General features: G+C 65.6%; 6 protein-coding genes and 1 pseudogene. 5 read left to right on the forward strand and 2 right to left on the reverse strand.

Annotated elements, in window-relative coordinates; translation table 11 throughout:
• The first annotated feature begins 20 nt into the window (after nucleotides 1-20).
• From ACUZ2Y_RS23845 to ACUZ2Y_RS23860, 4 genes are all read left to right on the forward strand, one after another.
• Nucleotides 21-437 (forward strand): hypothetical protein, encoded by a 417-nt coding sequence (locus tag ACUZ2Y_RS23845; protein WP_476322548.1) that lies wholly within the window; start codon nucleotides 21-23, stop codon nucleotides 435-437.
• 926 nt (nucleotides 438-1,363) lie between these two features.
• Entirely contained in the window at nucleotides 1,364-4,771 is a 3,408-nt protein-coding gene (locus tag ACUZ2Y_RS23850; protein ID WP_476322550.1) for a LamG domain-containing protein, read from the forward strand.
• Between the two features lie 47 nt (nucleotides 4,772-4,818).
• Nucleotides 4,819-11,592 (forward strand): polymorphic toxin-type HINT domain-containing protein, encoded by a 6,774-nt coding sequence (locus ACUZ2Y_RS23855; protein ID WP_476322553.1) that lies wholly within the window; start codon nucleotides 4,819-4,821, stop codon nucleotides 11,590-11,592.
• Nucleotides 11,564-12,106 (forward strand): DUF4265 domain-containing protein, encoded by a 543-nt coding sequence (locus ACUZ2Y_RS23860; RefSeq protein WP_476322555.1) that lies wholly within the window; start codon nucleotides 11,564-11,566, stop codon nucleotides 12,104-12,106. The genes ACUZ2Y_RS23855 and ACUZ2Y_RS23860 overlap by 29 nt, the downstream gene beginning before the upstream one ends.
• A gap of 326 nt (nucleotides 12,107-12,432) precedes the next feature.
• Here ACUZ2Y_RS23860 and ACUZ2Y_RS23865 read toward each other — a convergent pair whose 3' ends face one another.
• Nucleotides 12,433-12,642, reverse strand: coding sequence for a hypothetical protein (locus ACUZ2Y_RS23865; RefSeq protein ID WP_476322558.1), 210 nt, complete (start codon nucleotides 12,640-12,642; stop codon nucleotides 12,433-12,435).
• A gap of 72 nt (nucleotides 12,643-12,714) precedes the next feature.
• Nucleotides 12,715-13,030, reverse strand: a pseudogene (locus tag ACUZ2Y_RS23870) (2Fe-2S iron-sulfur cluster-binding protein); the annotation flags it as partial.
• Here ACUZ2Y_RS23870 and ACUZ2Y_RS23875 point away from each other — a divergent pair.
• Nucleotides 12,996-13,265 (forward strand): DUF6881 domain-containing protein, encoded by a 270-nt coding sequence (locus ACUZ2Y_RS23875; RefSeq protein WP_476332037.1) that lies wholly within the window; start codon nucleotides 12,996-12,998, stop codon nucleotides 13,263-13,265. The pseudogene ACUZ2Y_RS23870 and the gene ACUZ2Y_RS23875 overlap by 35 nt on opposite strands.
• The last annotated feature ends 53 nt before the right edge of the window (nucleotides 13,266-13,318 follow it).

Here is a 13,318-nt window from a genome sequence, read left to right on the forward strand (position 1 = left end):
GCGCAACCAAGGGAGAAGCCATGACGACCGCCAACGCCGCCACCACCCGCCCCGCCGACACCCACGCCGTGACGCTCCTCCGCCGCTTCCTCGCCCTGGACGCCATCGTCTCGGGCGGAAACGGCCTCGCCTACGTCATCGCCCCAGCCTGGGTGGGCGATTTGCTGGACGTCTCGACCGGGGCGCTGGTGCCCATCGGCATCATCCTGATCGCCTTCGGGCTGGCCGTGGGCGCGATCGCGATGAGCCGAAACCCGCTGAGGGGTGCGGGTCTCGTCATCGAGTTCAACCTCGCGTGGGTGATCGCCAGCCTCGCCGTAGCCACCTTCAACATCTTCGGCGCGAACACCATGGGAATCGTGTGGACCGTCATGCAGGCAGCCACCGTCGCCCTCTTCGCGGCACTCCAGCGGACGGCCCTCCGCAAGGCGAAGTGACCGCGGCAGAACGAAGGGGTTGTCCACGTCGGACAACCCCTTCGCCGACGTCACTGCCATCTGTCGAGTGCTGAACCTGTCACGGGGATATTGGCGTTCGGTTTGAGGCTGGCGCCGCGTTCGGTCGTTGGATGGGACCGAACGCCGCCGCGGTGGGCAATTCTTGTCGGGATCGATGTCCCGGACGAGGTCTCTGAGTGGCCTTTCGAGCGTCCGAGATCCAGCTCGCGTACACGAGGAACTGTGGGCTGACGGAGCACGGTGCCGACGGGGCCGAAGTACACAGTGATCACGACGGGTCACTGATGCGGTGGTGAACGCCTTACCAGTCGCAGGCGTTGGAGGGGCCGAACGTGAACAACATGGCCCTTCGGGGCAAGTGCCCCTTCGACTTCGCAGCCATGTCGGCCACTTTACGACGGCCCCGACCCTTCCAAATGACCATGAATGCCTTCGTTGCCGGGCCTCCCAACCTCGCACCATGGTGCGGGACCGCGGCGTCCAGCGGCTGTAAGCCGATAAGAACGAGACATCCCGTCCGACCATCATGGGGCTCCCCCACGGGGCCAGCCCGTCGGTGCGTGGATGTGGTGATCAACCAATTGGTTGCGATTTGCGTGGTCTCGTTATCGTTCGTAAATTTTCAACGTGCAACACGGTATTGCCGATCATTCGTGTGGTTAGTATCGCTGTAACGCCGGGTTTGGTTGCTCTGGGTAATGATTTTCGCGGTGAACCCGGGCGTTCGCCGGATTCTGGTGACGTTCCGTGATTGGGCTGAATGGCCGCATTCCGTAATCCACTGGGTTCACGGATAGTTCCCCAGGTTGTCCACGTTTGTGACTCTCTGGGGGATTCGCATGACGCCGTGGCGTAGGTACGCACGCGCGCTCGTCGCATCAGCGTTGGTTGCTTCTGTCCTGACTGTGTCCGTGTCCGCGCAGGCAGCACCTGGAGCGAACATCCCCGATCACGCGGCTGACGCCGCGACGGCCGCGCGCTACGCGGCGGCCGGGCGCAAGCCGGTGGAGATCACGTCGCTGACGACGGAGACGTCGCAGGTCGTGGCCAACCCGGACGGATCGCGGACGCTCACGCGGAACCTGAGGCCCGTGCGGGTGCGCAAAGGTGGCTCCTGGACACCGCTCGACCTGATTCTGGAGCGAAGGCCGGACGGCTCGATCGCCCCGAAGACGCCGCTGGTGGAGACGCGGTTCTCCGGCGGCGGGTCGAAGTCCATCGCCACGTTGGCCAAGGGGCAGGCCGAGGTCGGCCTCGACTGGCGCGGCGATTTGCCGACGCCCACGCTCGCGGGCTCGGTCGCCACCTACCCCGATGTGCTGCCGGGTGTCGATCTCCAGGTCGAGGCGACCGACATGGGATTCACCGAGGTCCTAGTGGTCAAGTCCCGGGAAGCGGCGCGCAATCCGGAGCTGGCCAAGGTTACTTTCGGCTCGCGCACCAAGAACACCAAGGTCAAGGTGCTGCCGGTGGACGCCCCTGGGTCGCGCTCGGCCTCGGCTCCGACCCGGCTGCAGGTGCAGGACGCATCGGGCGCCGAAGTATTCACCGGTGACGCGTCGCGGATGTGGGACTCCAGCGCCGAGCAGCGGCAGGCCGTCATGGGCGTGGAGGTCACCGATTCGACGATCGCGATCCTGCCCGACCAGACCTTCCTGGCCGATCCCGCAACGGTGTACCCGGTCAAGCTGGATCCGACGTACAGCGACTGCACCGTTTGCGCCAAACGCGAGAACTACGCCGTCGTCCAGTCGCCGTGGCCGAACGCGACGAATTACAACAGCGCCGGCTTCGGTGATCTGCGAGTCGGGTACCTCAACGCCAGCTCGCTCGGCGCTTCGACGAACGGCATCTCACGCAGCTTCTTCGACTTCAAGATCGGCGACCTGGCGGGCAAGAAGATCGCCAGCGCCTACCTGCACATGGACGTCATCCACACGTACTCGTGCTCGCCGTCGGCCACCGAGCTGTGGAGTACCCACAGCATCGGCACGGGCACCACGTGGGGCAACAATGGCCCGTTGTGGTTGGGCAAGGTGGGCGAGACCAACATCAAGCACAACAACTGTGCCGATCAGCCCGCGGGCGGTGTGGACTTCGAGCTCAAGGGACTGTTCGAGCAGGCGGCGGCGCAGAACGACACCAAGATCACGTTCGGCCTGCGCGCCGCCAACGAGAGTGACCTCAACAACTCGTGGCGCAAGTTCGACCTGAACCCGAAGCTGGTCATCAAGTACAACACCAGGCCGAACCCGCCCTCGTCGATGCTGATGGAAGGCACCGTTCCGGGCACCGGCTACGCGTGTGTGGGCGGCGCAGGCGGCCCGTGGATCAACACCCGGCAACCGAAGCTCAGCGGTGTCGTCTCCGACCCGGACGGCGGCATGCTGACCGCGAACTACCGGGTGTTCAAGGGTGTGCCGCCGAATCACCACTGGAACCTCAACAACACGACCCAGCACAACGTCGGGACAGGCTCGCGGTCTTCGGTCACGATCGGCTCCGTCAACCCCGATGGCACCATCAACAGCCCCATCGACGGGGAAGGCCAGTTCAGCTGGGAAATGATGGTCACCGACGGCGAGTTGGATGCCTGGGCCCCCACCTGTTCCTTCCAAGTGGACCTGACGAGGCCGAGCACGCCGTTGATCACTGCCATCTCCGAGGAGCGGGTCGTCGGCCAACCCATGACGATCACCATCAAGCCGGGCGCACTGACCGGGCCGGGCGGCACCTTGGACGTCACCCAGTACAAGTGGTCGCTCAACAACGACAACCTGGGCAACACGGCAGCCGTGTCCTCCAGCGACGGTTCGGTGACGCTGACAGTCACGCCCACCGGCCTGCAGAACGTCATCTACGCCCAGGCGGTCGACCGCGCGAACAACCACTCGCTTGACAAGGTCGTGTTCGACTTCACCGCGGCCGACAACCCCGCGATCGGCTCCTGGGCCTTCGACGGCGCGGATGACCCCGCTGCCACGCTGGTGGGCGGGGCGACGCTGGGTGCGGGCTACGACAAGCAGGGCCTGATCGGCAACGGCACGTCGACCTACGCCCAGACCCCCTTGGTGCTTGACACGTCCAAGTCATTCTCGGTGTCGACCTGGGTGAAGCTGAGTGACCTGACCACGGGCAGCGCTGTGATGAGCCAGAACGGCAACCAGGTCGGCGCGTTCGTGCTCGAATACCAGAAGCAGCTCAACAAGTGGGCGTTCTCGGCCGCGAACACCGACCAGGCCAACCCGACCGGATACCACCAGGCCCTCTCCGCCGCAGCGCCCACGCCGGGCGTGTGGACGCACCTCGCTGGGACCTACAACGACGTCACCGACGTCATGACTCTCTACGTCGACGGCGTCGAGCAACCGACCAAGGCCACTGGCGCGGTGCTCTGGAGGGCGCAGACCGGCGGCTTGGTACTGGGCCGGGGGATGTGGAACGCCGCGCACGCGGGCTGGCTGAAGGGATCGATCGACCAGGCGAAGGCGTGGCAGCGCCCGATCAGTGCCGAGGAAGTGGCCTTGGAGGCCACCAAGTCCGTTCGCCGCGCCCGCTACAAGCTTGATGAGGTCGGCGCCTCGACCACCACCGACGCGGACAATGGGCTTCAGGGCACGGTGGTGCCGGACGCTCAGCTGATCGAGGCCCCGCCGTACGAGGACGAGCCCGCGATGAGCTACGAGAAGTTCGCCCGGTTCACCAAGGGATCCACCACCGGCAAGATCGACGCGCCACGCCCGCCGGAGCTGCGCACCGATCAGTCGTTCACGGTTTCCGCATGGGTGCGCCATGGCGGTTTCGACCCGGACAACCCGACCGGCGTGCCGGAGTACCGAGCCGCGGTGGGCATCAAGGACGCCACCCACTCCGCCTTCTGGCTGGATTACCGGCCGAACGCGGTCCGGCTCACGAACGGCACCTATGTGGGCGGCTGGTGCTTCATGGTCAGCCAGAGCGCCGGGCCCGCCCTCGCCTGCTCGGACACCCTTGCGCAGGCGAACAAGTGGGTCCACTTGACCGGCACCTATGACCACGTCGCCAAGCGGATGCGGTTGTGGGTCAACGACGGAATGCAGAACAACTTCAGCGGGTCGACCACGACGGGCGACAACGTCACTGCCCGCGTCTCGACGGGCGGCCTGGCGATCGGCTACGGCGGCCACTGGCCCGGCTGGGGCCAGAACGGCACGTTCGCCGAGCCGTGGTTCGGCGACGTTGACGATGTGCAGGTGGCTACGGGCGTGCGCAGGAGCGAGGAGATCAAGACCGCCTTCAGCGGCGGGGGGTACCTGAGCGCTGTGAAGCCCTGACACCGTCGATCGCACTGCACAAGCATTCTTTGACTGGGGAGAGAGCAGTGAGTAGCGCCTACGCGCGAACCGGCACCGGCCGGGTCAAAGCTTGGCTGGGGATGACCGTCCTCACCTTGTCCACCGTCCTGGCCGCGTCGTTCGTGGTCGCGTTGCCCGCGGCGGCGGGGGAGCCGGGCTTCCGGCTCCCCGAGCCGCAGAAGGAGAAGTCGGTCCCGCTCCGACCGCTGACCGCGCGACCACAGGCGCCGGACGCGGCAGCGCACGCGGTTCTCAAGTCCGTGCCGCAGGTCGAATGGCCCGCTGCGGGGACGACACGGGTCGACCTCACCACCCCGGGGAAGACCCCACGCGCCGTGTCGGCCAACCTCGTCGGCGACCGGGGCCCCTCCGGGGCTCGCCGCGCGGTCGACGTGACTGTGCGGGACCGGGCTTCCGCCGAGGCGCTGGGCGTCAACGGTGTCGTCCTGGAGGTCAGCGACGCGGGTGGCGCGGCGGGTGGGCCCGTGCGCGTCGGGCTCGACTACCGGTCGTTCGCCCAGGCGTACGGCGGCGACTACGCAGCGCGGCTCCGCGTGGCCAAGATGCCGTCCTGTGCCCTGACCACCCCGGAGCGGTCTGAGTGCCGCACGGTGGAGTGGCTCGACAGCACAGTCAACGACGGCAAAGCGGGCACCGTGTCCGCTGAGGTCGCGTTCGTCGCGACGAGCGCGGGCCGGGCGGCGCCGAGCAGCCAGTCAGCGGTGCTGGCGGTCATGGCAGCACCTGCGGGCAGCACCGGCAGCTTCGGCGCGACCTCCCTCGCGCCCGCGGGCTCGTGGACGGCGGGTGGCTCGTCGGGCGACTTCAACTTCGCCTACCCCATGGGCGTCCCGCCCGCTCCAGGTGGCTCCGTGCCGTCGGTGTCGCTGGGTTACTCCGCGCAGAGCCTCGACGGCCGCACCGCGGCCACCAACAATCAGTCGTCCTGGGTGGGCGACGGGTGGGACCTCTCGCCCGGCGGCTTCATCGAGCGCCAGTACAAGGGCTGCGCGGACGATCTCAACGGCAACAACGGCACGACCAAGACCGGTGACCAGTGCTGGGCCACCGACAACGCGACGATCAGCCTCGCGGGCGTCTCGGGCAAGCTGATCCAGGACCCGGCCAACGCCAACGTGTGGCGAGTCAAGAACGACGACGGCGCCAAGGTCGAGCGGATCGTCGGCGTCGACAACGGCAACGGTGACAACAACTTCGAGCACTGGAAGGTCACCAGCACCAACGGAACCCAGTACTTCCTGGGTCTCAACCGCCTCCCGGGCTGGACCGCGGGCAAGCCCGAGACGAAGTCGACCTGGACCACGCCGGTTTACGGCAACAACACCAACGAGCCGTGCAACGTCGCGGGCAACTACGACGCCTCCTGGTGCCAGCAGGCATACCGCTGGAACCTCGACTACGTCGTCGACCCGCACGGCAACGCGACGGCCTACTACTACGCGCAGGAAACCAACCTCTACGGCCGCAACAACGACCCGGCGAAGGCCACCTCATACGTTCGCGGCGGCTACCTCGACCACGTCGACTACGGGCTGCGCTCCGACGCCGTCTACGGCGCCGCGTCCGGCCGCGTCGAGTTCAAGGTCGCCGAGCGGTGCTACCCCGGTGGCGCGATCACCTGCGCGCCCGAGCAGCTCAACACGAGCACCAGTCAGCACTGGCCGGACGTCCCGGCTGACCAGATCTGCGCCGCATCGCCCTGCACCGGCCGCACGTCGCCGAGCTTCTTCACCCGCAAGAAGCTGACCCAGGTGCTCGCCCGGGTGGGCAACGGCAGCGGTGGCTTCCGCGATGTCGACTCGTGGGCGCTCAACCACGACTTCCTCGCCACCGGCGACGACAGCCCGAAATCGCTCAACCTCATGTCGGTCCAGCGCACCGGCCTGGTCGGCGGTTCGGTTGCGATGCCGCCGATGGTCTTCGGCCACGACATCTTGGACAACCGCGTCGACACCAGCCACGACGGATTGCTGCCATTCACCCGCGCGCGCATCAACCGCGTGACCAACGAGGCGGGCGGCACCACCTCCATCAGGTATGCCGACGCGGAGTGCGTGCCCGGGGTCCGCATGCCCGTTTCACCGGAGACCAACACCCTGCGTTGCTACCCGATCTGGTGGGTGCCGCCGGGCGGCACGACACCGATCCAGGACTGGTTCCACAAATACGTCGTCACCGACGTCACCGAGGACGACGTCACCGGCTGGTCGGCCCTGGTCAAGACGCATTACGACTATTTCGACGCCAACTGGCACTACGACGAGAACGATTTCGGCGACCCAGCGCGCCGAACCTGGTCGCAGTGGCGCGGCTACCGCACGGTCCGCACCCTGCGCGGTGAGGCCACGGGCCCACAGACCAGGTCCGAGGCCGTCTACATGCTCGGCATGCACGGCGACAAGCTGCCATCGGGCACCCGCACGGTGAACGTCAGCACGAGCCAGGGCGAGCCGATCCCGGACCAGGAACGGCTGCAGGGCTTCGTCCGCGAGACCCGCCAGTACAACGGCGACACGCTGGTGTCGGCGTCGGTCAACGACCCGTGGGTGTCCGCGCCGACCTTGACCGGTGCCGATGGCAAGCAGGCCACCTATTCTGGGATCGCCGGGATCCGCGGTCGCACGCTGTTGGAAGGCAACAGGTGGCGCAAGACCGCCGTCACCAAAACCTACGACGCCTACGGCATGGTCGAGGCGGTCGAGGACAAGGGCGACGTCGACGTCCTCGCCGACGAGAGCTGCACCCGGACGGTCTTCGCGCGCAACACCGCCGCGTGGATCCTGACCTTCGCGCAGAACGTGCAGACCATCAGCGCGACCTGTGACGAGGCGGCGAGCTCGACCAACATCCTCTCCGAGGTGCGGTCCAACTACGACAACCAGGGGCTCGGCGCCGCTCCGACCAAGGGCGACGTCACCAAAGCCGAGGCGCTGGACAAGTGGGACGCGACCGGCAAGCAGTTCGTCACGGCGTCCACCTCGACCTACGACGCACTCGGCCGCCCGGTCGACGTATACGACACCTCAGGGGAAAAGACCACTCTCTCCTACACGCCCGCTACCGGCCCGGTCACGGAGGTCAAGGAGACCAACCCGCTCGGCTTCGTGACCACCTCCTACCTCGAGCCCGCGCGGAACCTGTCGGTCGCCTCCGTCGACCCGAACAACCGCCGCACTGACCTGGAGTACGACGCGCTCGGCAGGCTCGTCAAGGTCTGGAAGCCCGGGCACAACAAGGGCAGCACCAACCCGGACGTCGTCCATGAGTACACCTACGTGCCCAACGGGCCCGTCGCGGTGGCGAGCAAGCAGATCCAGGACGACAACACATACCGGACCGCGTACACCCTCTACGACGGGCTCTACCGCGAGCGGCAGAGCCAGGCCCACGCCCCCGGTGGCGGCAGGCAGGTCTCCGACACCGTCTACGACTCGCGCGGGCTGCCCGCCAAACAGAACGGCGTCTACTGGAACTCGGGGGCGCCGGAGGCGAAGTTCTACGGCGGCCTCGACAACGAGGACTCCGCGATCCCCAGCCAGACGATCACGGAGTTCGACCACCTGGAACGCGCCACCGCGACGATCCTCAAGTCGTACGACGCGGAGAAGTGGCGTACCACCGTGGCCTACGGCGGCGACCGCGTTCACACGACGCCCGCGCAGGGCGGCACCGCGACCACCGTCGTCAACGATGTCAAGGGTCGCACCACCCAGAAGATCCAGTACACGGCGGGAATCGGCTCCACCGGCGACGTCACCAACTACGAGTACACGCCCGCGGGCCTGCTCGCCAAGGTGACGAACTCGGCGGGCCAGCAGTGGAGCAACGGCTACGACCTGCGTGGCCGCAAGACCAGTGCTAGCGACCCGGACACGGGCGCGAGTTCGTTCACCTATGACGTCTCAGGTCGGACGCTCACCTCGACCGATGCCCACGGCAAGACCCTCGCCTACCAGTACGACAAGCTCGGCCGGATGACCGGCCGGTTCGCCGACTCCATCACCTCCGGCACGAAGCTGGCGGAGTGGGTCTACGACACCCTCACCCATAGCACGACCGGCGCGCCGACTGGCCGGGGTCTGCTGACCTTGTCGCGCCGGTGGGTGGGCGCCACCTCGTACACGACCCGGGTGACGGGCTACGACGAGAGCGCGCGGCCGACCGGGCAACGGGTGACGATCCCCTCGTCCGAGGGTGTGCTCGCCGCGGGTTACCAGGTCAACTACAGCTACACCTACAACGGCAAGCCGTCCAAGGTCACCTATCTCGACGCTGCGAACGCTGCCGGGACAGCGATCGTGCCGTTGGAGGGCATCACCACCTCGTACAACGCCGACGGCCTGCCGAGCACCCTGGTGGGGTCCTCGGTGTACGTCACGAAGTCGAGCTACTCAAGCTTCGGCGAACTGCTGCAGACCGAGTACAACCAGGAGTTCAGCCCGCGCACCGTCGGCGTCACCAATGTCTTCGACACGGCCACGCGCAGGCTCACCCGCAGCTTCGTGGACCGGGAGACCACCACCGGACAACGGGTGTCCGACCGCAACTACACCTACGACGCCGCGGGCAACATCACCAAGGTCGCCGACACCCCGGCTGACGGTGGGCAAGATGTCCAGTGCTTCACCTACGACCACCTGCGCAGGCTGACCGAGGCGTGGACACCGTCCACTTCGGACTGCGCCACGACGAAGTCCGCCACGGCCCTGGGGGGCGTCGCACCGTACTGGCACAGCTACGCCTACGACAGCACAGGCAACCGGACCGAGGAGACGGCGCACAACACCGCGGGCAACGTCGTCAAGAAGTACAACTACCTGCCCGCTACCGCGGCTCAGCCGCACGCCGTCCAGTCGGTCGACACTTCCGGCCCCAACGGGAACTCGCGGGACGAGTTCACCTACACCCCCGTGGGGGCCGCAGACCTCCGAAAGGTGGGCGGTGACACCCAGGACCTCGACTACGACGCCGAGGGCCGGGTTTCGCAGGTGACCCATGCCGACGGGAAGAAGTCGACCTACATCTACGACGCCGACGGCAACCGGCTCATCGCCAAGGAGCCGTCGGCGACCACGCTGTACATCCTCGGCCAGGAGATCCGCCTGGCCACCGGGACGACGACGCCGACCTGGACCCGCTTTTACGGGTTCGGCGGTCAGGCTGTGGCCATCCGCAACAGTGTCAGCGGGCTGAGCTGGGTCATCCCTGACCACCAGGGCACCAACATCGTGACCCTGACCGAGGCGACCCTGAGCCTGACCAAGCGCCGCCACCTGCCCTTCGGCGGCGAACGCGGCGTCGCGCCAGTCTCATGGCCGGACCGGCACGGGTTCGTCGGCGGGAACAAGGACGAGACCGGCCTCACCCAAGTCGGGGCCCGCCTCTACGACACAGCAGCGGGACGGTTCCTCGCCGCCGACCCGATCATGGACTTCAACGACCCGCAACAGCTCAACGGGTACGCCTACAGCAACAACAGCCCGGTCACCTTCAGCGACCCCACCGGCCTGTACAGCGAGTGCGGCTGCGCGTCGGACAAGTACGGGGCCGACAATGTCCTGTACGACAGCCACACTGCGAAGCCGCTCGACATCGCCAGTGCGGCGAAATACCTGAGCAACAAGCAGCGCAACAAGTGGGCCAAGCGATACGCGCTGCACAAGCGCAAGGCCGCCGAGCGCAAGGCCGCCGTGGACAAAATGCGCCAGGCCAACATCAGCGATGCCGATTACCAACAAGCTCTCCTGGATTCCCGCAAGACCAAGATCGACGTGGTCCTTGAGGTCGTCTGGGAGGTCATCAAGGACGTCTCAGGCTGGAACGACATCGTCAGCTGCTTCAGCAACGGCGACATCATGGCCTGCGCCGGTCTCGTGTTCAGCCTGGTCCCGGTCAGCAAACTCGGCAAGATCATCGACGCGGGCTGGAACGCGCTGAAGGCGTTGCGGGCCTTCGACCGAACGCAGGAACGCGCCAGATCCCTGATCAACCGAGTAGACGCCATCCGCGAAGAAGCCAGCGCGGTGACGTCGTGTGCGTTGCACAGCTTCGTTGCAGGCACTCGGGTGCTAATGGCGGACGGCACATCTAAACCGATCGAGGACGTCGATATCGGCGACCAGGTATTGGCGACGGATCCCGAGACGGGTGAGTCGGGGGCACGTGCGGTGGTCGCCACGATCGTCCACGCCGACGAGGATGACATGACCGAGCTGACCGTCACCGATTATGACGGTGACACAGGCACGATCAATGCGACTTCTTGGCACCCGGTGTGGGTGGATGGCGAGGGCCGGTTTGTCGACATTGGGTCATTGCGTCGCGGCGATACGCTTGTCTCCTCTGACGGTGGCCACCCCGTAGTCGTCGACGTTCGCCGGTACACCCACGTACGCCCGGTGTACGACCTCACCATCAACGGCGTCCACACGTACTATGTGCTGGCAGAGACCACGCCGGTGCTGGTTCACAATTGCGACCGAGCCGGTTTGGATTTCACCGATGCCGAGCGGCAGAAGGTTTACAACGCTAACGAAGCGAAGAATGGCGGTGTCCTGGCATGTGATTACTGTGGGCAGAATGTGGCACGTCGCCCCTCTAGGGGTGGTGTCCCCGGTCAACCGAATGATGCCCAGATTGATCATATAGAGCCAAAGGTGGGCGGTGGGCATGGCGGCGAACATAACGGTGCTGTGGCCTGCCGTCGCTGCAACAGGGACAAGTCCACTAAGTCGCTGGAGGATTGGGACGATGAGCTTCGAGAATTCCTCGGAACCTAGTGATGGCGAATCAATTCTGGAGAGTAAGCCTGAGAGGTTGTACAAGGTAGCCTTCGACCTCCCTGAAGTGACGTCAAATTGGGCGAACTCCTCTACGGAGCGGCTCTGGACCGGGAAGACACTCGTGAAGATGGAGGTGCAAGTTCGGAACACCCCATTTTACGTAAGGGGGATCTCCTTTGGGGACGTTGTAAGGGTCAGGGCCGATCGCGAGCGAAGAGAGCTTGTGTTCGAGGAGTTCGTATCGGAGTCTGGACATTCAACGGTCCGTATCATCATAAAGGATGATGATGTTGGAGAAACGGTCGATGTCATACTTCGCAGGTTTGATTGCTCCTGGGAGATTGATTCGACTGGACTCTTGTGGGCAATTGATGTGCCGCCCCATGTGAATTACGGTCCAGTGAGAGTTGCCCTCCTTAGCGTCGCAAATGAAGGGAAAATAGGCATCGAAGAGAGTGCGCTTGCGAGGGCTCATCGCGAAGGGCTTGGCCTGCCAGAATCTGACCGTTAGTTGAATTCGCAAGGCGCCGTGAGCGGCCGTTCACCTGTGATGTCCGAGGTGTACCGGTTCAACTCGGTGCAGCCGGTGTGTCGACCTGACCATCGACGGGGACTACACCTATTACGTCTCGGCTGGCGGGGCTTCGGCAATGGTCCATAACTAGCTTCGCCACGAAGCCTGAGAATGCTGGAGAGATCTCCGGCGACACGCTGGGCTGAAATGACGTACTGATACGCCTGGGGCCCTCGTGATCCGTGATCACGGCGAAGAGATCGGGGGCTCACGGCCAGGTAGGCGCTTTCGGTCACGGTCGTGACGACCTGTCCGGTGTCAACTCAGTTGTAGTGCCGCGGGCGTAAGCCCTTGGCCATGTCCTGCCCCTCCCACACGTCAGCCTCGGTCTCGCCGACCGAATAGACCCGGTACTGCTTTGCCGAGAGCGCAGGCCAGCGGTTGGGCCGCTCCGCCGAGAAGTCCGTGAACAACTCGATGACCTGCGAGGGCGTCGCCTTTGTGTGGACGTCGAATTCGAAGCGAGTGCGCATGACGCTCCTTGGTCGAAACGACAACGGGTGCCGTCCATGGTGGACGACACCCGTTGTGGGCTCAACCTGTAATCAGCGGCGGAAAAGCAGTGCGCGCTTGACTTCCTGGATGGCCTTGGTGACCTGGATGCCACGCGGACACGCGTCCGTGCAGTTGAAGGTCGTGCGGCAACGCCACACGCCTTCCGCGTCGTTCAGGATGTCCAGACGCTCCTGGGCACCCTCATCACGCGAGTCGAAGATGAACCGGTGCGCGTTCACGATCGCCGCAGGCCCGAAGTACGAGCCCTCGTTCCAGAACACCTTGTACGCCAGCCGGTACGCCATTGACCTGCATGGCGTCGGAGCCGCAGATGCCGTGGGCGCAGGACCGGCGGAACGTCAGGGTCCGGAAGATCCAGTACTACCGTGACGGTCGAAGCGAGTGGGCCGACGAACACTACGAGACGGCGATCATCGGCCTCGCCGAGATCGCCTTCCAGCCGATCGAGGAGATTTCGGCTCAGCCCGAATTCGACGCCGGGGAGATCCCGTCGGAAGAGTTCGGAAAGCATGGGCGGAAGCGTGCGAGAACTGCCGCTGGATGGTGTCGATCGCAGCTGAGGGGGTGCATTCGACATTGAGATCGATTTCCACCGCACCCTCTACGGTCGCCGGGCCGCCGTTTGGTCACGTC

The sequence above is a fragment of the Actinokineospora sp. UV203 genome, assembly GCF_056323665.1.